This is a genomic window from Chloroflexota bacterium, assembly GCA_026706485.1.
Taxonomy (GTDB): Bacteria; Chloroflexota; UBA11872; order UBA11872; family UBA11872; genus JAJECS01.
Genome location: JAPOYR010000002.1, coordinates 371,198 through 390,552, shown reverse-complemented (window position 1 = coordinate 390,552; position 19,355 = coordinate 371,198). Strand labels below are relative to the sequence as shown.

The window sequence follows — 19,355 nt, the reverse complement described above, 5'->3', positions numbered from 1 at the left end:
GGCAGCCCGTGGCCTTCCGCCCCACGGCAATCGACGGTCGCTGGACCATCCACTTCCTGACCGATGAACTGGACGTCGTGGACCTGCGGGATCCCGCCTAAATGTGTAAACGATGTCTCCGAACACCCGTAAACCATCTACCCGGTCTAAACACGGGGAGAGGGTCGGGGTGAGGGGACGCTTCCGCCTCATGCACACCGAAGAAAGCAGACTGATCCACTACCGCAGACCAAACGCAGCCAGTGCCGCGTCGTAGGCCGCGCGGGTGTTCAGGTTGAGGAGCACGTGGGGATATTCGGTGGGCGCGTCGCGCAGGCGGGCGGCGTGGCGGCGGACCACGGCGCGGGGGCCTTCGGTGGCGTCGTCGACGGCGGCCAGCTCGGCGCGCAGGTCGCCCGGAAAGATGACCGGATGCCCGTGCCGTCCCTCGTGGAGCGGCCTGACGATGTCCCCCGGTGCGTCGCGCCACACAGCCACCAGGTCGGCGAGCGCGTCGGCATGCAGCGGCTGGTCCACGCTGACCAGCAGGATGCCGTCGCAGTCCTCGGGCAATGCTCGGGCGGCGCAGGCGACGGACGTGGCCCGGCCTTGTGCGTAGTCCGGGTTGTGCACCGTGCGCGCCGAAAGGCCGTCCAGCGCCGTCCGCACGTCCTCCGCGCGATGCCCGGTGACGACGACCACCTCAGCGACCTCATCGAGAGCCGACAGCGCCCGCACCTGGTGCGCCACCAGCGAAACCTCGCCCCAGCGGATCAGCGGCTTCGGCGAGCCGAAGCGCTCGGAGCGACCGGCGGCCAGCACCACCGCGCAGAGCTTGGGCGCGGGCGGGGCGCCTATGAGTGGGCGGCCTCGACCGTGCCGCGGCGCAGGTTGTTCACCTCGGCGCACGAGACCGCGGTGGGGAAGATTTTGCCCGGGTTGAACAGGTTGCGCGGGTTGAAGACGTGCCGCAGGCACTGCATGCGCTCCAGGTCGGCGTCGCTGTACACGAGCCCCATGTTGCGGTGCTTCTCCATCCCGATGCCGTGCTCGCCGCTCAGCATGCCGCCCGCGTCGGCGCACACCTTGAGCACGCTGGTGCCGCACTCGATCACGCGGTCCAACGCGCCGTTCTCGCGGTCGTCGAACAACAGCAGGGGGTGCAAGTTGCCGTCGCCGGCGTGAAACACGTTGGCGATGGTGATCTTGAAGAAGTCGCTCACGCCCGCGATCTGCGCCAGCACGTCGGTGATCGTCGTCCGCGGGATCACGCCGTCCTGGACGTAGTAGTTCGGCGAGATTCGCCCCATCGCCCCGAAGGCGCTCTTGCGCCCCAACCAGAGCAGCGCCCGCTCGCGCGCGTCGGCGGCCACGCGCACCTCGGCCGCCCCGTGCTCGGCGAACACGCCGCGGATCGCCGCTTCCTGGGGCTCCAGCTCGGCGGCCACGCCTTCCAGCTCGATCAGCAGCACGGCGGCCTTGTCGATGGGCAGGTTGGCCGCCGGCACGTACTGCGCGATGGCCTCCAGGGAAATCTGGTCCATCATCTCCATTGCGGCCGGCACGATGCCCGCGGCGATGATCCCGGAGACCGCGGCGCTGGACTGCGCGACCTCGGCGAAGGACGCAAGCATGGTGCGCACCTGGTCCGGCGTGCGCACCAATCGCACCACGGCTTTCGTGGCGATGCCCAGCGTGCCCTCGCTGCCGCAGAAGAGCCCCGCCAGGTCGTAGCCGGGATGATCCAGGGCCCCGCCGCCGGCGGTGACGATGCGCCCGTCGAGGGTCACGAACTCGACCCCCAGCACGTGGTTAGTGGTCACGCCGTGGAGCAGGGTGTGCGGGCCGCCGGCGTTGGTGGCGATGTTGCCGCCGATGGTGCAGGCCGCCTGGCTGGACGGGTCCGGGGCGTAGTGGAACCCGTAGCCGGAGGTATGGGCGCTGAGGTCGGCGTTTACCACGCCGGCTTCCACCACCGCGCGCATGTTGCGGTAGTCCACCTCGAGGATGCGGTTCATGCGCGAGGTGCTGACCACGATGCCGCCGCAGGCGGCGATGGCGCCGCCGCTCAGCCCGGTGCCCGCGCCGCGGCCGATGATGGGCACGCCAAGCTCGTGGGCGATGCGCACCACCGCCTGAGTCTCGGCGGCGTCCCGCGGGAACACGACCGCGTCGGGCAGCGCATGCTCCACCGAGCCGTCATAGGCGTAGATGGCCACTTCGTCGGGCTCGGACATGACCCAGTCGTCGCCGATGGCGCGACGCAAGGCGCCGGCAAGGGCAATCCGGCCCACGCTGAAGGTCGAGGTCGCGGTGGCCATGGTGCCTCTACGCTACGACCACCAGGCCGCACTCGCAACGCCGGCGCGCACGTTGGTGACGGGCGCGGGGGCGTGAAGCCGATACTCTGGCGCGGACGCGATACCGGCTGGGGATGCGCTGCACGCGATGGCGACGGTCATTCACGACAACGTGCTCGGGCCGATCGAGCTCGAGGCGCCCTTGCTCGCGCTGGTGGACCATTCGGCGATGCAACGCCTCCGGCGACTGGAGCAGCTGGGCACGGCCTCGCTCGTGTTCCCCGGCGCACGACATACGCGCCTGGCGCATTCGATCGGGGCGCAGGAGATCATGCGCCGGGTGTGGCGGCGCCTGGAGGCCACGGAGCCGCCGCCGGGCATTGACCTCGACGCCGAGGGCCGACTGCTCCGCGCGGCGGCTCTGCTGCACGACCTGGGGCACTACCCGCTATCGCACGTCGTCGAGCCGATCGCGGCGTGGCTGCACCATTCACCGTCCCCCGGCCTCGATCTCGGATTGGACACCGCTTGCGAGTCGGACTGGCTGCAGCTTGCGGCGTCAGCCGCCTCACATCCGGCCCCGGCGTCCGACATGCACCACGAGCGCCTGGCCGCCGAAATCATCAGGCGCGATGCGACGCTGCAGCGCCGCATCGACGCGTATGTCGGCAGGGACGATGCCGCCGCCGAGGTGCGGGCGCTCCTGCAAGGCCGTAACGGTCCGCGTTACCGCCGCCAGCTCGTCGCGTCGCACTTCGACGTTGACCGCCTCGACTATCTGCTGCGCGACGCGCACAACGCTGGCGTGCGCTATGGCGGGGTCGAGCTCGACCATTTGATTCGCCGCATGCGGCTGGGGCCTGACGTCGCGGGGAGCCACGTGGTCTACGTCGAGACGCGGGGTCAGCCGGCGCTCGAGCACTACCTGCTGGCCCGCCGCTTCATGTATAGCCAGGTGATCTTTCACAAGACCGTCACGGCTTTTTCGGTGCTCGTGGCCGCCTTTTGGGTATCGCTGGCCACTCGTGATCGATTGCCGTTCACCTCCCTGGAGGGCCTCCACCAGGCGCTCGACGACGGCACGTTCCGCAGCTTCGACGATCATTGGCTCTGGAATGAAGCCGCGCGCCGCGCCGATCCGGCCGGCCGCGGCATGACCGCGCGCATCGCCTCGGCCCTGGTCGATCGGCAGCCCCCGCTGCTGGCCTGGGAGCAGCGCGCTCGCGGGACGCAGGCGCAGTCCGACTTACTGGAGGAGTTCAACGCGACCAGGCGCACGATCGCCCGCGCGGCCGGCGTGGATGCCGCGGAGATCTTCCTCACCGACCAGGTCGTCACGGGCGCATCGAGTGGCAACGGCGGACTCGGTGCCGGAGAGCCGCCGCTGGTGGGCGACCCGGGCGGAAACCTACGACCGATTAGCGAGGCGCCGGGGTCCGCGCTCGAGGGTGCCGGTGGCCAGCCCGAACGCCTCGCCCGGCTCTACGTCCTGCGGTCCGGCGACGCCGACACGGATGCCATGCGCCGACGGGGAGTGCGTGAGGCTTTCCTGGAGCACGTGGACGGTCCTAGGGAGCAGCCGGCGGACTAGGGGTCGCAGCAGCCGCAGCAGAGTTGCTCGATCGCGTCCAGGAGCGCGTCGCGGTGGTCGAAGGCGATGTCGTCGGGCAGCGCGTTGATTGGAAACCAGCGCGCGTCGGCAGCGTCATCACCGGCGGTGACCGCGGGCGGCGCGTCCAACCGGGCGCCGAACACGATGCCGATGATGCGTCCGCGGGGATCGCGGTCCGGGTGGCCGTAGGCGCCGATGTGCACTAGCGAGTCCAGCGCGATGCCGGTTTCTTCCCGCAGCTCGCGGCGTGCGGCATCCGGCAAGTCTTCGTGCGGCTCCACGAACCCGCCCGGAATGGCCCACCCCGGCGGCGGAGTGCCCCGCCGCACCAGGAGCACGCGATCGCCGTCCTCGAACGGCGCGATGATCACCGCGTCGGCGCCGACGGGATAGCGGGGCGGAGGCGGCACGGCGCTACTCGGCGGACTCGGAAGCCGCGTGGCTCCGCCGGGTGACCAGGCGCAGCACCACGATTCCGGCGATCAGCGCCACGACGAAGGCCAGGGCCAGCACATCGAAATACTCATCGATCGCCGCCTCGATGGGATCGCCGAAGAGCGTGATCAGCCCGCCCACGAGAAAGAACCGGCCCGCGCGCCCGATCAGCGAGGCCAGCAGAAACCGCTTGAAGTCCAGCCGGAACGCACCGGCCCCAATGGCAAAGACCTTGTAGGGAATGGGCGTAAAGGCCGCGATGGAGACGGCCCAGACGTCGCGCCGCTGGAACTGGCGCTCGACGTAGAGGATGCGGTCCTGCGCGAACAGTCGATTCAGAATCGGCCGCCCGCCCCGGAGTCCGATCCAATAGCCCAGCATGGCGCCGGTGAGCGAGCCGACGGTGGCGATGGCGGCAAAGCCGAACGTGAAGGGCAGATTGCCCACCATCAGCGCGATCATCAGACCGTCGGGCGGAATGGGGAAGAAGCTCGACTCCCAGAACGCCAGCACCAAGAGCGCCAGCGCGCCCCAGGGCGTGTCGGCCCAGTCCAGCACCCAGTGGCCGAGGTCGGAAATCAGCTGCATGGGCGTGCGGGATGGCGGAGGCAGGGCATGGTGCGGTCCTCAGGACGTGGTGGTGAAATGCGTCGCCACGGCAAACGGTTCGCCGTTGCGCTGGCCGGTGACCCGCACATGATAGAGGGTGTTCGGGGCCAGCGGGTCGTTCGGGACGAGGGCCAGGGCGCGCCGCCACTCGCTGACCGAGCGCGTGAGCGCGACCGGCGCGCCGCCGTCCGGCGTGACGGTGGCCTCGCCCCACGCGACTCGGTCGCCGAGGCCGAAGATGAGGGTGATGGGCGGTCCCAGCGGTCGAGTAACGCCGGGCGCGGGATCGGGCCACTCGGCCCCGTCCCAGGTGTGGGGCACATTGACGGCGGCGCTGCGCGGCATCACCGACGGCAGCGGAACGTCGGCGGTGTGGCGCGGCGAGAGCCCCACGTTGAACACGGCGGCGCGCGTGCCCTCGGCGGAGGCCCAGCCGTAGCCGACGTGGACCGCCGACGGGTGCACGAACATGTAGCGGTGGAACACGGTGCCCAAGGCCCATTCCAGCGTGCGCGCGGGTGGCAGGAAGCCGAACGTCTCGTCCACCCAGCCCAACGGATATCCGGCGGCGTCCGCGCGGTCGCCGATGGTGCGTCCGGTGAAGCCCGGCTTTCCGGCCACTTCCGTGTGCAGGCCGCCGGAGTTGGGATCGTTCCGGTTGATCACGTAGTAGTCGGCGTGGGCCTGCGCCGCCTGCATCAGCGCCGGGTGCGCCGTCAGCGGCGGCAACCCCAGGTCGGCGCGCACCTCGTTCATGCGGTCCACGACCGCGTCCCCGCTGACGCTGACCGGCGGGGCAGGTGAGGCCGTTGGGGCAGGTGAGGCCGTTGGGGTAGGTGTGGCCGTTGGTTCAGGTGTGGCCGTTGGCTCAGGTGCGGCCGTTGGGGCGGGTTCGGCACCCTCGCGGCGCGGCTGCAAGACCGATTCCGGGAATAGGCCAAGCTGCTTTGCCAGATCGCCGCCGTTGGCGATGGTCACCTCCCCCGCGCGCGCCCAGGGGGTGTCGATGTGCCAAAGCTGGATCACGGCCCGCTGCGCACGGATGGAGCTCATGCCGTCGTAGTGCACGATTTCGGATGTCGGCAGGCCAAACCAGCGCAAGGGGTCGTCGGGTCCGAAGTACGCGTCCCGTATCGGCGGGCTGGCATCCATGAAGCCCCAGCGGCGGCCGATGACCTCGTTCCAGGACAGCCCCTGCTCCTCGGGAAAGGTCTGGTGCCGCGGCACGAGCAGCCGAGCCAGCTCGTCGTCGAGGCCCGCGCGATTGAGCTCGTCGAAGACGTTGATGAACATCACCTCCGACGTGGCCGGATGCCACTGGAACACCAGCTTCTGCATCACCTGGACGGTGAAGCCGAGCCACTCGAAGCGCTGGCTCACGGGATAGCCCACGACGTGCGGTCCGCCCAGCTCCTGGAAACGGGTCCAGAAGGGGATGCCGTCGGCATCGCTCACGAGGAATCCGGCGCCGGGCGGGGCGTCACCCGCGGCCTGCGTGTAGACATGACCGCCGGGCACCGCGTAGTCCGCATCTTGAGCAAGCGCGGGGCTGACCGTGGCCCAGACCGCGAGGCCCAGGAGCACGGCCCCGAGGCGCCACCAACGCGCAACTGTCGCCCGGACCATGCCGCGATGGTAACGACTGGAGCGTAACCGCGGCGTGTACAACGGCGGTGGGTTGCCTCTGGGCAGGCGGCTCTCGCGGAGGACTGAATCGATAGCCTGGCACGCTCCGGGTGGCCTCAGCGCTCTGACAAGCCGTCGCGGGAGTTGCTGCCAACACTCCGCTCAGCATCAGGTTCGTGGGCTTCCGCACTGGCAGCACGCGCCCTACGTTTGCGGTCGGCCTGCCTTTCGGGGAACCCTGGCGCTATGGGAAGTCGCTTGGCGGTCTCCTGGGGGCCGCTGACTTGTAGGGAGACGGAGATGCGACGAATCGTTGTGCCGCTGGCTATTGCGGGATTGATGGCTGTTTTGACGGCGGGCGTGGTGCTGGCGCTGAACTACGAAGGCGAGGACTTCTGCCAAGACTCGCCGGCCTGGCCTAACGGCACCTACCTGGGGCAAATGCACCCCTACCACTCCGACTTTTACCGCGGGTTTGCCGAGCGACGAGGCTGGGACCCTTGCGTTACGTGGGCCACTGACCAGCGCAACTCCGCCATCCGTGGGCTCCGCGAGCTGGGCTATACCGTCACCGCCCCAGGCGAACTACCAATCGCCGGCAACGTAATTACGCTTGTCGGCAAGGGAACCGCGACCCGCAGCGTCACGCTCACTGAAGGACACTGGGCCGTCATATACCAAGTGGCCGACAATCAGGATGACTCCGGCAGTGCAGCGAATTTCATCGTCAAGGTCGAGGCCGTGGGCGGTGGCAGCGAGTTGATCGCCGACGCGACCAGCAGGTGGGTCGGCGGCAACACCTCTCTGCGTGTCGGATCCGGGATTCTGGAGCTTAGCCCTGGGGAAGCCGTTGTCAGCGTCGATGCCGGATCGCAGGGCCGTTGGGCGCTCTTGCTCACCAAGCAGTAGATCAGACGGCTGAGCCGAAGCGCCCCGGACCTTCCGCTACTCCGGGGCGCTTTGGCATTGTCAGCCGGAGGGTCTCTGAATTCGGCAAACCTGGTCCTCGCCTCGGCCGACTAGTCGCGCGCGCATTCATCGGTGGGGCGGTCCGCGACACCTCGGTTGCCGTTGTTGGCACGGCCCGTGGGCGGGCGCTAGCCCGCAATGGCGTTTTCGATGACGTCCACCGAATGGCTGCCGTCGGGCGCGACGTCGATGGCGACCACGTCGATGCGCCAATCGGTCGCGCCGACGGACTGGGCGTAGCGCCGGCCCAGGGCCACGAGCCGGCGGGCTTTGGCGGTGGAGATGGCATGCCGCGCCTCGCCGAAGGCGCCCGTGCGGCGTGTCTTGACCTCGACGAGGACCACGGTTTCGCCCTGGCGCGCCACCAGGTCCACTTCGCCGCGGCCGACGCGCTGGTTGCGCTCGAGCACGTCATACCCGCGTCGCCGTAGCTCGCGCGCGGCCAGGTCTTCGCCCCACCGGCCCAGTGCGGCCCGATCCTCGATGGGCGCCCGGCGGGTCGGAAAGGCGCGACGCAGCCTGGCGAACAGCCGAGCGGCCCAAGCGATCACGGGTGCGCGTCGTTGGCTATGCGGCCGGGGCGACGCGCCGGCACTCGGCCACCGGGCGGAAGCTGGCGCGGTGCAGCGGCGACGGCCCCTCGGCGGCCAGCGCCTCGCGGTGCGCCGCCGTGCCGTAGCCCTTGTGACGACCGAAGCCGTAGGCCGGATGTTGGATGCAGAGGCGCCGCATCAACTCGTCGCGGGCGACCTTGGCGCACACCGAGGCGGCGGCGACGGACAGGCAGGTGGCGTCGGCGCGCACGATGGCGTCTTGCGCGTTGGCGTAGCGGCAATCGGCCGGAAGAGGAAAGGCGTCCACGATCACGTGGTCGGGCGCCACCGGCAGCGCGTCCAGTGCCCGCAGCATGGCAAGTCGCGAGGCCGCGGCGATGCCAATGCGGTCGATCAAACGCGGTGAGACATAGGCCACGCGGGCGGCGATGGCGGTGGTGCGCACGCGGGCGCTCCAGCGGCGGCGATCGGCGGCGCTGAGTTGCTTGGAGTCGGTCAGGCCCCAGAGCAATCGGCGGTCCTGATAGGCGGCTGGCGGAAGGATCACCGCGGCTGCCGTCACGGGCCCCGCCCAGGCTCCGCGGCCGGCCTCGTCGACCCCGGCGATGCGCCGGACGCCGCGCTGCAACAGCGCACGCTCGTGGGGGAGGTCGCGAATCCGAGGCTGGGAGGAGGCGGGAACCACTCACCCCCTCGGACGTTGCTAGGCGCGCCGCTCCTTGACCCGAGCGGCCCGACCGACGCGGTCGCGCAGATAGTACAGCTTGGCGCGTCGCACCTTGCCGCGGCGCGTCACTTCGATGTCGCGCACGATCGGCGAGTGCAGCAGGAACGTGCGCTCGACGCCGAGGCCGTGGGTCACGCGCCGCACGGTGAAGTTTTCATTCACCCCGCCGCCGCGGCGGCGAATCACCGTGCCCTCGAAGACCTGCACGCGCTCGTTGTCGCCTTCGCGCACCGTCACGTGGACGCGGACCGTATCCCCGACCTGGAATTCGGGAATCTCGTCCCGCAGTTGGGCGCGTTCGAACTCGTCGATGAGGCTTGCCATGCGATTGCTGCTTGCCGGGACGCCATCTGCCCACCAGGGAGATGGCACAGGAAACCGCTGCGCCCATGCTGGGCGCGGGACGCCACGTTACCACAAGGCGGGCGTTGAGGCGTTGAAAGGGGGCGCGGCGGGACCCCTCACCCCAACCCTCTCCCCGTGGGAGAGGGAGCCGGAGCAGCTCGTCATTCCCGCGAAGGCGGGAATCCACCCTTCATTGAATCTGGGGGCGGACAGGATGCGCTCGGTCATCCCCAAGTCCGGCTGGATTCTGCAGAGGAATTCTCCACGGAGAGGGGGCCGGACCCTGGGCGGAGAAAACGATGTGCCGGGGCGACTCATCCGCGGCGGATCCCACGCTGCGCGCAGCGCGGGCCACCGTTCAAGTTACAAATAACACCTTAAACGGCGACATCGTTCCTATACTGAATTCATCCATGGCGCTGTGAGCCCACCTGCTCCATGACCCGTCGCCAGATGCTCATCACCACCGCTGCCGGTGGCATTGGCGCCGCCGCTGCTGCCGCCTCAGGCTGGACCGCGTTCGTGGCCGTGCGGGAAGCAACGCTCGCCGGCCAGTTTCGCCCCGGCGCGGTCGTTGACGGGGAGGATCTGGCCGGCCTCACCTTCGACGAGGCCGTGGCGCGCGCGCGGGCCCGGTGGGCGCCCTACATCGAGAGTCCCATCGTCCTGCGCCTTGGCGGGCGGACCTGGACGCCCGCCGCCCATGAAATCGGCATCTCGGTGGACTTCATGACGCCTATTCGTGAAGCCTACGCCTGGCGTCGCGAGGCGGCGCTGACCGATCAGGTCCTCGGCCGTGCGGCCACCGGACCGGAGGGTTTCGAGGGGCACACGGTGGTCAACTTCGACCCGACGGTGTTTGAGGCGTATTTGGAGCGTATCGCCGTCTCGGTGCACCTCGACCCGGTGGACAGCGTGCTGCGGATCGAGGAGCAGGCGGGCCGGCGCCGCCTGGTCGTCGACCCGTCGCGCGAGGGCCGACAGCTCGCGCCCGCGGGCTATGCGGAAAGCGTGGCCGCCAATTTGCGGCCGCCGACGCGATTGGTCGTCGACCTGGCGCCCGAGGCCATCGCGCCCGCCGTGGTTGAAGATCAGCTCGAACCAATCGCCGCCGATGCCGCCGGCTTGCTCGACGGGAACATCGGGATCAACACGCCGTGGGCGAGCTGGAAGGTCGCGCGGGACTCGCTGGTTGCCGATGTCGCGATCGACGGCCCCGCCGCCGATCCGGAGATCAAGATTTCGCTGGACTATGCGTCCTTCGAGCGCCTCGCGCGGCAAGTTGCGGATCGTCTCCGAGTCGCTCCGGCCGACCCGCGCATTCAGATGAGCGCGTCGGGTGAAGTCGTCCCGCTCGACGAGGGCCGCGCGGGCCGGCAGGTCGACGTCGAGAAACTCTGGACGCGCGTGCAGACCGCATTCGCCAGCGGCGAGTCGGCGGTGCAGGCGCCGATCGTCATCGTCAAGCCCGACATCAGTCGGCTGACGGCCAAGGCGCTGCAGTTCGACAACGTCATCGCCGTCGGCGAGTCGATCTTCTGGGGCTCCGAAGACAACCGGATCCACAACATCGACCACGGATCTCGGCTCATCGACGGCGCAATCATCGCGCCCGGTCAGTCCTTCTCCCTGAACGAGACGGTGGGGCCGATCACGGTTGCCAACGGCTTCGTGGAGGGCCTGGTCATCGCGCCCACGCGCACCGAGCCTGGCGTGGGTGGCGGCATCTGCCAGGTTTCCACCACGCTCTTCCGGGCGCTGTTTTGGGCCGGGCTGCCGATCGATGAGCGTTGGCAGCACGTCTATCGCGTTGGGTACTACGAATTGGGCGAAGACAGTCCGCCCGGATTCGATGCGGCGATCTGGCAGCCACGGCAGGACCTTCGGGCGACGAACGACACCCCCCACTACCTCTTGATTCGACGCGAGTTCGACCCGGTGCGGCTGATCCTGCGATTCAAGATCTTCGGCGCGCCCATCGGGCGCAAGGTCACGCTCGATTCGTCGCGCGGGGAAATTGCCGAGCCGCCGCCGCCGGTGGTCGTGGCGAACCCCGAGCTTGAACCAGGCGAGGTCAAGCAAACGGACTCAGCCCGCGAGGGCATGAAAACCGTCATCTACCGCCACGTGGCGCTCGGCGACCAGGTGCTGTTCAAGGACCAGTTCGCGTCGCTTTTCCTAGCCTGGCCCGAGCGGTGGGAGGTCGGGCCGAACGAGGACGGTTCGCTGGACACGAGCCAGATTCCCGAATACGTGCCCCCCGGCGGCGAGGCCCCCCGACGACGGCGAGGCGCCGGCCGACAGTGGGGGGTCGTCCGCCCAGTCGTAGCCGCCATGTAGCATAATGGCGGCCCAGGGCAGCCTTGCGGCTGCTCGATTTTTCTCGCCTTCATGTTTGGAGCACGGTCGTATGTTGCGAATCCGCCTGGCGCGGCTTGGTCGGAGAAACCGCCCGCACTATCGGGTGGTCGTGGCCGAACGCCGCTCGGGTCGTGACGGCCGCCGCGTCGACGAGCTTGGTCACTACGACCCCCTCACCGAGCCATCCACCGTGGTGCTGGACGTCCCGCGCACCGAGGAGTGGATCCGCAAGGGCGCCCAGCCCACCGAGCGCGTGCGCAAGCTGCTGGAGATCGCGCGCGAGGCCGCGGCCGCCGCGCCGGCCGGCAACGGCGAGTAGCCCGGACCCGTGGACGAGCTGATCGAATTCATCGGCCGAAACCTGGCCACGGTGCCCGACGAGGTGCGCGTGGAGCGCTTTCGCCGCCACCACCTGCACGTGTACAAGCTGTTCGTCGATCCGCAGGACATGGGGCGGGTGATCGGGCGGCAGGGCCGGGTGGCCATCGCGATCCGGGCCGTCATGCAGGCGGCGCCCATCAGCCAGGGACGCCGGCTGGCGCTCGATATCCAGGAAGCCAGCTAGGCGCGATCGTCGCCGACGCCGGGACGCCCGCCCGAGGCGCGTCGCGGCGCCACCGATTTCCGGCGTACGCTTGAAGGACCGCTGCTAGGTCAGAAAGCCGGAGGGCGTCCGTGCGCTTCGATGTCGTCACCATCTTTCCCGGCATGCTGGAACCTGTGCTGCAGGCAAGCCTGCTGGGCAAGGCGCGCGCACGCGGGCTGATCGACGTCCGCGTCCACGACTTGCGACGGTGGGCGGAGCCGCCCCATCGACAGGTTGACGACTACGCCTACGGCGGCGGGCCGGGCATGCTCATGAAGCCGGAGCCGATCGTGCGCGCGGTCGAAGAGCTGCGCACCGCGGACTCGTGGACGGTGCTGCTCTCGCCGCAGGCTCCGCCCCTCACCCAGCCGGCCGTGCGGCGCCTGGCCGAGCGGGGACACCTGATCCTCGTCTGCGGGCGCTACGAGGGCGTCGACGACCGGGTGCGCGACCTGGTCATCGATGAAGAAGTCAGCATCGGCGACTACGTCGTCGCCGGCGGCGAGGTGCCCGCGCTGGTGCTCATCGAGGCAACCTCGCGGCTGATTCCGGGCGTCGTCGGATGCGAAGACTCGGTGCGGGATGAGTCCCATGCCGCGGGCTTGCTGGAGCACCCGCAGTACACCCGCCCGGAGGAGTTTCGCGGTCGGCGCGTGCCGGCCACGCTGCTCAGCGGCGACCACGGGCGCGTGGCGGATTGGCGGCGGGCGCACGCGCTGCGGCGCACGCTCGACCGACGGCCCGATTTGCTGTCCGAATGCGACCTCACCGACGCGCAGCGACGCCAGCTGGCCGACTTCGAATTGGACCGGTCCGACGATGCCAATGAGGCGCACCCGTGAGCGACGTCGCGATCCTGCACGACCTCGAGGCGCGGCTGGCGCTCACGGCCGGGGTCGACATCGTCGCCAATACCGTCAAGTGCACCATGGGCCCGCGAGGACGCAACGTGGCCTACCGGGGAGAGATCGGCCCCCCGAAGATCACGCATGACGGGGTATCAGTCGCGCGGGACATCCAGCTCCGCAACGGATTTCTGCAGACCGGCGCCGCCATCGTCACGGAGGCCTGCCGGCTCACCAACACCGCCGCCGGCGACGGCACGACCACTGCCGCCGTGCTGACGCAGGCCCTGACCCATGAAGCGCAGCGGCTGGTGGCCGCGGGCGCGGACCCGATGCGCCTGCGACGGGGGCTGGCGGCCGCCGTCCTGCAAGTCGACCAGGCCGTGCGCGAGCAGGCCAGGCCGATTACCACCAGGCGCGAGACGGCCTGGGTGGCCGGGCTGGCGGCGCACGATGCCGACCTGGGGGAGATCATCGCCGGAATCTTCGACCGCTATGGGCTGGGCGCGGCGGTGACCGTCGAGCTCGGCCAGGGACTCAACACCGAGGCGCGCACCGTCGAGGGAATGCGGTTGGAGCGCGGGCTGGCCTCGCGCCAACTGGCCACGGCGGGCGCCGGCATGCGCGCGGAGCTCGAAGACTGCGACGTGCTCGTGACCGACCGCGAGCTCGGGGGCGTGGGGCCGATGCTCCCATTCCTGGAGGCCTATGTGGCCGGCGGCGGACAGCGCTTGCTCGTCGTGGCGAGGACCGTCGGCGGTGAGACCCTCGCCACCCTTGTCGAGAACCACCGTCTCGGCCGAATGTCCGTGATCGCGGTGCGCGCGCCGGTTTTCGGCGAACGCCAGCGCGCCATGCTCGAAGACCTGGCGATCTTCACCGGGGCCACGCTGGTGGCGCACGAGTCGGGTGACCCATGGGGATCGGTGCCCGTGAGCGTCCTGGGACACGCCGCGCGGGTGCGCAGCGACACCACCGAGACGTTGGTCATGGGTGGCGCGGGCGAGCCGCAGGCCGTCGCCGATCGCGCGGAGCTGCTGTGGCTCTACCGTGACCGCGCGAAGAATCAGTTCGACCGCGAGAAGCTGGAAGAGCGCATCCGGAATCTTTCCGGAGCGGTTTCGGAGATTCACGTCGCCGCGGCGACGGATGCCGAGCGCCAGGAAGCGCGGCAGCGCGTCGAGGACGCCGTGGCCGCAACCCGCGCGGCCCTGGAGGAGGGCATCGTGGCCGGCGGCGGGGCCGCGCTGGCCCGCGCCGCGCGGGACCTCACCGCGCCGCCCGACGCGCACGCGGACGAGGCCTACGGCTGGCGCGTGGTGCGGCGCGCGCTGGCGGCTCCGGTGGCGACGATCGCCCGCAACGCCGGTTTCGAGGGCGCCGTCGTGGCCGATGCCGTCGCGGCGGCCGATCCGCCGCGCGCGTTCGACGTCACGACCGGCGAATACGTCGACCCGCTGGCGGCCGGCATCGTGGACCCGGTCGCCGTGGTGCGCGCGGCCTTGCGCTATGCGGCCAGCGCGGCGGTGATGATCGTCACCTCGAACGCGGTCGTGGCTGACGCGGCGTCCTATGGTCCCTGGGTGCGCGGGCTGCGCCGCAGGATTGCTCGCGACGCCGGGATTCTGCTGGCGGGCTGAGACGGCCTAGTCAAGCTCCAGGCGGTCGATCACCCCGCGGCGGATCTTGAATCCATGCTCGGCGGTCGGGAACGCGCCCTGCGTGACCTCGTCGCGGTACTGCGTCAACGCCTCGCGGGCGGCGCCGGCCAGGTCGGCATAGCGCCGCGCGTGGCGCGGGAGCGTTCGGCTGGTCAGCCCCAGCAGATCGTGCAGCACCTGAATCTGGCCGTCGCAGTTCGGGCCGGCGCCGATGCCGATCGTCGGAATCGACAGTTGTTCCGTCACGACGGCGGCCAGACGCGCCGGAATGGCTTCCAGGACTACCGCAAACGCGCCCGCAGCCTCCTGGGCACGCGCGCCGTCCACCACGCGCTGCGCTCCCGCCAGGTTGACGCCCTGCGCCAGATAGCCGCCGGTCGCGAGCACGGACTGCGGCGTGAGGCCCACGTGCGCCATGACCGGGATGCCGCGGGCCGTCAGCCCTTCGGTGATGCCGGCGACTTCGGTTCCGCCTTCCAGCTTCACCGCCGTCGCGCCGCCGTCGCGCACCAGCCGCGCGGCGTTGTGCAGGGCGTCGTCGAGCGTGGCGTAGGACATGAACGGCAGGTCGCCGATGACCAGGGTGGCGGAGACGGCGCGGGTGACCGCGGCGGTGTGGTGCACGATGTCATCGACGGTCACGTGCAACTCGCGCGCGTGCCCCAGCACGTTGGGTCCCAGGCTGTCGCCGACGAGAATCCCGTCGACCCCTGCCGCTTCGGCGAGGCGGGCAAATGGGGCGTCGTACGCCGTGACGCACACAAGCGGAGCCCCGCCCTTGCGGGCTCGGAAACCGCTGGCGGTTAGCGGCGCCTCACTCGAATCTGCCTCGTGCGCCATGCGTTGATGGTACGCCCTTGGCAGGACCGCGGTCGCTAGTAGGCGTACCGCTCCTCACGCGACCAGTCCACCGGCGCGAAGCTCGGCGTGGTCGGCATGCGGGTCAGCAGCTCGGGGTCCAGGTCCGACTCGTCGTAGAGGCCGCGAATCTGATTGGAGGGCAGGTTGAACTCGCGGGTCATTTCCTCGTAGAACGACTCGATGGCCTTGTAGCGGTGGAACCACTCAACCGGGTCGTCGAACGAGTCGCAGTGGTCGGCGAAGTAGAGCACGATGTCTCGCACGCTGACCTCGATGGGACTCGTTCGTCGGGGCAGGCAGGTGCGGAAGTCGTCAATCCATCCGATCTGGCGCCGCACGTCGCGAGCGGGCAGACGCCGACGCCGGCTGAGCTGCTCCGTATACCATGCGAGGGCGGTCCGAAAACTGGTGCACTCCGCTGCCATTGATTGCCTCCCCCTGACAACTTGTGCCCGCGGACCTCGTCCTGGCCGACTGCCCACATAAAGACAATCGCCCATCCAAAATGGATGGGCGACGGCGGTGCCTTATTCGAAGCGGTCGGAATGACGGACCACGAGCGAGCCTCCCCAAGCCCGAAAATGCAGCAACGTTACGGCCGGGGCCGTAAGCTGCTTCAACTGTAAGCCTTACTACGCCAATGTCAATAGTTCACCTTCGCGAAAGGCGAGAAGTTTATCGTTCGCGAGTCGGGCATCGACGATGGCGAACTATTTTGAAGCATCAAAATATGTCAAACTGTTCGACCGATGTCCGCCGTGCATGCAGCCCGTCTCTATCGTTTCAGATAGGCGCCGCGCGACTTGTCATAAGCGTTTGTCGTGACAGCCCGAATTCAGGGCTGCCGCCGGGCGATGGTCTTTGTCCGGCCGGATGTGCGTCATGACTGACCGGCCACGACCGCTGCCGATTGACAGCCCGCGCGCGCTGACCGGTCGGCGCGTGGTGGTGATGGGGCTGGGATTGCACGGCGGAGGGCTGGGCGTGGCCCAGTTCTTGCGGCGCCATGGCGCGTCGCTGGTGGTGACGGACCTGCGCGACGCGTCCCAATTGGCGCCGAGCCTGGAGCAGCTTGGGACGCGCGGCGTGCGCTACGTCCTCGGACGTCACGATCTCCAGGACTTTCGCGACGCCGAGATCGTGGTGCGCAACCCCGCGGTTCCGCTGGATGCACCGGCGCTGGCCGTGGCGCGAGCGGCCGGCGCGCGCATCGAGATGGAGCTCACCATGTTCTTGCGCTGGTGTCCCGCGTCGCAAGTGGTGGCCGTGACCGGCACCCGCGGCAAGACGACCACCGCTGCCGCCGTGCATGCCATGCTGCACGCCGCCGGACGGCCCACGCGGCTCGCGGGGAACATGGGCGTCTCGGCGCTGACCCAGCTCGACGAGATTCAACCCGACGAGGTGGTGGTGCTCGAGATGTCGAGCTGGCAAACGGAGGGCCTGGCGGGAGCCGGCGCGCGCGCATCGGGCGCCATTGTCACCAACCTGCTGCCCGATCACCTCAATCGCTATGACTCGATGGAGGCCTATGCCGCCGCCAAGGCCGAGCTGCTCCGCGCCCAGCAGCCGGGCGATTGGGCCGTGCTGCCCGCCGGTCCGGGGTGGGGCGATTGGTTCGCGAACCGCGCGCGGGGCCGCGTCGTCCGGGTTCCCGCCGGGGCTGAGCCGCCGGGCTGGAGCGACGCCGCGCTGCGCGGGGCGCACAACCGCGCGAACCTGGCGGCGGCGGCGCTGGCCGCCCAGGAGCTCGGCGTGCCGGAGGCAGCGATTCGCCGAGCCGTCGCTGGCTTCACCGGCGTGGCGCACCGTCAGGACTTTCTTGGGACCATCGGCTCGGTCCGCGTGTATAACGACACCACCGCCACCATTCCGGACGCGACCCTGGCGGCCCTCGACACCATTCCGGGGCCCTGGGCGCTCATCGCCGGCGGGTCGGACAAGCGGCTCGACTTCAGCGCGCTGGCGCGGCGCTTGGAGAGCGACGCCGGCATACGCGGCGTCGTGCTGCTTCCGGGCGCGGGCACCGATCGCTTGATCCCACAGTTGGGATCGCTGGCGCCGGTGGCGGTTGACGACATGGACGCCGCCGTCACGGCCGCGCTCGACATGGCCGAGCCCGGCGACGCGCTGCTGCTCTCGCCGGCGTGCGCCTCGTTTGGACTATTCGCGCACGAGTTCGACCGCGGGGCGCAGTTCATCGCGGCGGTCGAGGCGCGGGGACTCACGCCTCCGGCTCGGAGCGAAGGCTAGTTCTGGCGGCTGGAGATTAGTCCAGTATCCGCAGCCCGCCGAAAATGACGGCTCCCCGCAGGTTGATCGTGACGGCATCGGCAGCGCCGGCCCGACGCTGATCTTCGACGCCGCCGAACAGCCCCAGCACGTCGTTCTGCACCGCCGCGTCCGGCGGCAGTCGAATCTCGATGCCGCCGAAGAGGCACGAGACATCGATGTTCGCCGGCGGGTTTTCGATGCGGGCCTCGCGCAGGTCGAGCTCCACGCTGCCAAAAGCCGCCGTGGCCTGAATCTGCCCAAGGGGACCGTTCACCCGGTCTTGCACTCCGTGGAATATGGCGACATAGCTCCCGCTGTCGCCGGCGCCGGCGACGGCACGTCTGCGCGACGTGCGCCAAAAGATGAGCATCAGACCGAAGAGAATTACTAGGACCGGCCAGATTGCCGATCGCACCCCTTCCGGCACTTCATCCAGGATCGAAAGCTGCACGGTCACGCCGATCGCGATCAGCAGCAGCGGGGCGACGGGCTGGCGAAAGCCGGTGCGCGCGAGCGCCCAAAGCCCGATCAGGGCAATGACCGAGGGAAAGAACCGCCACGGGCTGCCGCCCACGTCGAGGTTGTCGAGCAGCAGGGCCAGCCCAACCGCGATGATGATCAGCCCGACCAGGACTTGCCCGGAATTGCGTCGCACGGTTCCACCTCCACGCCGGCTGCCGCGCGCAACGGCAGCGCCTCCAGTATCGACGATCGACGGTGCGCCGTACACGTTGGGGAGGCCCGCGCATAATGGCCCCAGCGCCGCCTTGGGCGCACCGAATGACGGAGCGCGCTCCTGACGATCCTGGTCATTGCCGACGTGCATGGCAACCTCACCGCGCTCGACGCCGTGCTCCGTGCCGCCGGCAGCGTCGACGAGGTCTGGTGCCTGGGCGATCTGGTTGGCTATGGGCCGTCCCCAAACGAGGTCGTTGAGCGCCTGCGGGAGCTGCCCCTGCGTTCGCTGGTCGGAAATCACGATTGGGGGTCCATCGGCAAGGCCGACCTGATTCGGTTCAACGCCGATGCCCGCACGGCCTGCGAGTGGACCGGCGGCGTGCTCACGCCGGTCAACCGGCAGTATCTGGCCGACCTCGAGCCGGCCGGAATGTTCGGCGACGTCGCGGTCGCCCACGGCAGCCCCCAAGATCCGGTGTGGGAATACATCACCAACGCGCGCATCGCGATTGCCAATTTCGGCTATTTCGCCAGCGACATCTGCCTCGTGGGGCACACGCACGTCCCGCTGGTGTTCCGGTGGCGCAGTGGGGCCACCGGCAGCGAAGCCTTCACCACCGAGGTCCCGACGCCGGGGCAGCGCATCGTGGTCGACGACGATCGACTGATCGTCAATCCCGGCAGCGTGGGTCAGCCGCGGGACGGCGATCCGCGCGCGGCCTTTGCCCTGTTCGATCCCGAGGCCCGCACCCTCCAGGTCGAGCGCGCGACCTATGACGTCGCCCAGGTCCAGCGCCGCATGACGGACCTCGGCCTGCCGGAGCGGCTCTCCATTCGCCTGCAATATGGGTGGTAGCCGGAACGGCGCGAACGCTCGGCGCTATAATCGTCCATGCATCAGCAGCGCTTGGTTTGCGTGCGGTTTTCAACGCA

Annotated in this window: 20 protein-coding genes; 9 read left to right on the top strand and 11 right to left on the bottom strand. The window is 69.5% G+C overall.

The features are described 5' to 3' along the window. Positions 1-219: 219 nt before the first annotated feature. A complete protein-coding gene (locus OXG79_02060; protein ID MCY3782550.1) occupies positions 220-804 on the bottom strand; it encodes a nucleotidyltransferase family protein in 585 nt (194 codons plus the stop codon). Between the two features lie 29 nt (positions 805-833). Then, the gene (locus OXG79_02055; GenBank protein ID MCY3782549.1) at positions 834-2,300 is read right to left on the bottom strand and encodes an FAD-binding protein; all 1,467 of its coding nucleotides are present in this window, start codon (positions 2,298-2,300) and stop codon (positions 834-836) included. A gap of 127 nt (positions 2,301-2,427) precedes the next feature. Between OXG79_02055 and OXG79_02050 the strand changes: the two genes are divergently transcribed. Then, a complete protein-coding gene (locus tag OXG79_02050) occupies positions 2,428-3,870 on the top strand; it encodes an HD domain-containing protein (protein ID MCY3782548.1) in 1,443 nt (480 codons plus the stop codon). Here the strand turns inward: OXG79_02050 and OXG79_02045 are convergent. The 3 genes from OXG79_02045 to OXG79_02035 are packed head-to-tail and all read right to left on the bottom strand — an operon-like array spanning position 3,867 to position 6,519. Continuing rightward, the gene (locus OXG79_02045; protein ID MCY3782547.1) at positions 3,867-4,301 is read right to left on the bottom strand and encodes an NUDIX hydrolase; all 435 of its coding nucleotides are present in this window, start codon (positions 4,299-4,301) and stop codon (positions 3,867-3,869) included. The two genes, OXG79_02050 and OXG79_02045, sit on opposite strands and share 4 nt — an antisense overlap. A 4-nt stretch (positions 4,302-4,305) precedes the next feature. After that, complete coding sequence (locus OXG79_02040) at positions 4,306-4,914, bottom strand: VTT domain-containing protein (protein ID MCY3782546.1); 609 nt, start codon at positions 4,912-4,914, stop codon at positions 4,306-4,308. 39 nt (positions 4,915-4,953) lie between these two features. Further along, positions 4,954-6,519, bottom strand: coding sequence for a CAP domain-containing protein (locus OXG79_02035; GenBank protein ID MCY3782545.1), 1,566 nt, complete (start codon positions 6,517-6,519; stop codon positions 4,954-4,956). Positions 6,520-6,861: 342 nt separating this feature from the next. Between OXG79_02035 and OXG79_02030 the strand changes: the two genes are divergently transcribed. Next, positions 6,862-7,470, top strand: coding sequence for a hypothetical protein (locus OXG79_02030; protein ID MCY3782544.1), 609 nt, complete (start codon positions 6,862-6,864; stop codon positions 7,468-7,470). Between the two features lie 188 nt (positions 7,471-7,658). On the opposite strand, the gene OXG79_02025 is transcribed toward OXG79_02030, so the two are convergent. Genes OXG79_02025 through rplS form a run of 3 tightly spaced genes read right to left on the bottom strand, consistent with a single transcriptional unit; the run spans position 7,659 to position 9,135 of the window. Further along, positions 7,659-8,081 carry a YraN family protein gene (locus OXG79_02025; GenBank protein ID MCY3782543.1) on the bottom strand — a complete coding sequence of 141 codons (423 nt, stop codon included), beginning with the start codon at positions 8,079-8,081 and terminating at the stop codon, positions 7,659-7,661. 16 nt (positions 8,082-8,097) lie between these two features. Further along, positions 8,098-8,769 carry a ribonuclease HII gene (locus OXG79_02020; GenBank protein MCY3782542.1) on the bottom strand — a complete coding sequence of 224 codons (672 nt, stop codon included), beginning with the start codon at positions 8,767-8,769 and terminating at the stop codon, positions 8,098-8,100. Between the two features lie 18 nt (positions 8,770-8,787). Continuing rightward, a complete protein-coding gene (gene rplS, locus OXG79_02015; GenBank protein ID MCY3782541.1) occupies positions 8,788-9,135 on the bottom strand; it encodes a 50S ribosomal protein L19 in 348 nt (115 codons plus the stop codon). Positions 9,136-9,594: 459 nt separating this feature from the next. Between rplS and OXG79_02010 the strand changes: the two genes are divergently transcribed. The 5 genes from OXG79_02010 to groEL all read left to right on the top strand — a co-directional run bounded on the left by OXG79_02010 (position 9,595) and on the right by groEL (position 14,588). Then, positions 9,595-11,496, top strand: coding sequence for a VanW family protein (locus OXG79_02010; protein MCY3782540.1), 1,902 nt, complete (start codon positions 9,595-9,597; stop codon positions 11,494-11,496). Between the two features lie 70 nt (positions 11,497-11,566). After that, positions 11,567-11,836, top strand: a complete 270-nt coding sequence (gene rpsP, locus OXG79_02005; protein ID MCY3782539.1) for a 30S ribosomal protein S16 — start codon at positions 11,567-11,569, stop codon at positions 11,834-11,836. 9 nt (positions 11,837-11,845) lie between these two features. Then, positions 11,846-12,082: a KH domain-containing protein gene (locus tag OXG79_02000; GenBank protein MCY3782538.1), complete on the top strand. Its 237-nt coding sequence runs from the start codon at positions 11,846-11,848 to the stop codon at positions 12,080-12,082. A 110-nt stretch (positions 12,083-12,192) separates the two neighbouring features. Continuing rightward, positions 12,193-12,945: a tRNA (guanosine(37)-N1)-methyltransferase TrmD gene (gene trmD, locus OXG79_01995; protein ID MCY3782537.1), complete on the top strand. Its 753-nt coding sequence runs from the start codon at positions 12,193-12,195 to the stop codon at positions 12,943-12,945. Further along, entirely contained in the window at positions 12,942-14,588 is a 1,647-nt protein-coding gene (gene groEL / locus OXG79_01990; GenBank protein MCY3782536.1) for a chaperonin GroEL, read from the top strand. The genes trmD and groEL overlap by 4 nt, the downstream gene beginning before the upstream one ends. Before the next feature lie 6 nt (positions 14,589-14,594). Here groEL and panB read toward each other — a convergent pair whose 3' ends face one another. Both panB and OXG79_01980 read right to left on the bottom strand, forming a co-directional pair. Continuing rightward, positions 14,595-15,449 carry a 3-methyl-2-oxobutanoate hydroxymethyltransferase gene (gene panB / locus OXG79_01985; protein MCY3782535.1) on the bottom strand — a complete coding sequence of 285 codons (855 nt, stop codon included), beginning with the start codon at positions 15,447-15,449 and terminating at the stop codon, positions 14,595-14,597. Positions 15,450-15,484: 35 nt separating this feature from the next. After that, positions 15,485-15,895, bottom strand: coding sequence for a hypothetical protein (locus OXG79_01980; GenBank protein MCY3782534.1), 411 nt, complete (start codon positions 15,893-15,895; stop codon positions 15,485-15,487). A gap of 457 nt (positions 15,896-16,352) precedes the next feature. Between OXG79_01980 and OXG79_01975 the strand changes: the two genes are divergently transcribed. After that, a complete protein-coding gene (locus tag OXG79_01975) occupies positions 16,353-17,723 on the top strand; it encodes a Mur ligase family protein (protein ID MCY3782533.1) in 1,371 nt (456 codons plus the stop codon). Between the two features lie 16 nt (positions 17,724-17,739). Here the strand turns inward: OXG79_01975 and OXG79_01970 are convergent, their stop codons facing one another. After that, positions 17,740-18,399, bottom strand: a complete 660-nt coding sequence (locus tag OXG79_01970) for a LiaF-related protein (protein MCY3782532.1) — start codon at positions 18,397-18,399, stop codon at positions 17,740-17,742. 141 nt (positions 18,400-18,540) lie between these two features. Between OXG79_01970 and OXG79_01965 the strand changes: the two genes are divergently transcribed. Beyond that, on the top strand, positions 18,541-19,278 hold the full coding sequence (locus OXG79_01965; protein ID MCY3782531.1) for a metallophosphoesterase family protein: 738 nt from the start codon (positions 18,541-18,543) through the stop codon (positions 19,276-19,278). Positions 19,279-19,355: the final 77 nt, after the last annotated feature.

Excerpts from the sequence above, each read along its gene's own strand:
- OXG79_02055 (MCY3782549.1), bottom strand. The coding sequence starts at position 2,300 with ATGGCCACCGCGACCTCGACCTTCAGCGTGGGCCGGATTGCCCTTGCC.
- OXG79_02050 (MCY3782548.1), top strand. The coding sequence starts at position 2,428 with ATGGCGACGGTCATTCACGACAACGTGCTCGGGCCGATCGAGCTCGAG.
- OXG79_02040 (MCY3782546.1), bottom strand. The coding sequence starts at position 4,914 with ATGCAGCTGATTTCCGACCTCGGCCACTGGGTGCTGGACTGGGCCGAC.
- OXG79_02030 (MCY3782544.1), top strand. The coding sequence starts at position 6,862 with ATGCGACGAATCGTTGTGCCGCTGGCTATTGCGGGATTGATGGCTGTT.
- rplS (MCY3782541.1), bottom strand. The coding sequence starts at position 9,135 with ATGGCAAGCCTCATCGACGAGTTCGAACGCGCCCAACTGCGGGACGAG.
- OXG79_02010 (MCY3782540.1), top strand. The coding sequence starts at position 9,595 with ATGACCCGTCGCCAGATGCTCATCACCACCGCTGCCGGTGGCATTGGC.
- rpsP (MCY3782539.1), top strand. The coding sequence starts at position 11,567 with ATGTTGCGAATCCGCCTGGCGCGGCTTGGTCGGAGAAACCGCCCGCAC.
- panB (MCY3782535.1), bottom strand. The coding sequence starts at position 15,449 with ATGGCGCACGAGGCAGATTCGAGTGAGGCGCCGCTAACCGCCAGCGGT.
- OXG79_01980 (MCY3782534.1), bottom strand. The coding sequence starts at position 15,895 with ATGGCAGCGGAGTGCACCAGTTTTCGGACCGCCCTCGCATGGTATACG.
- OXG79_01975 (MCY3782533.1), top strand. The coding sequence starts at position 16,353 with ATGACTGACCGGCCACGACCGCTGCCGATTGACAGCCCGCGCGCGCTG.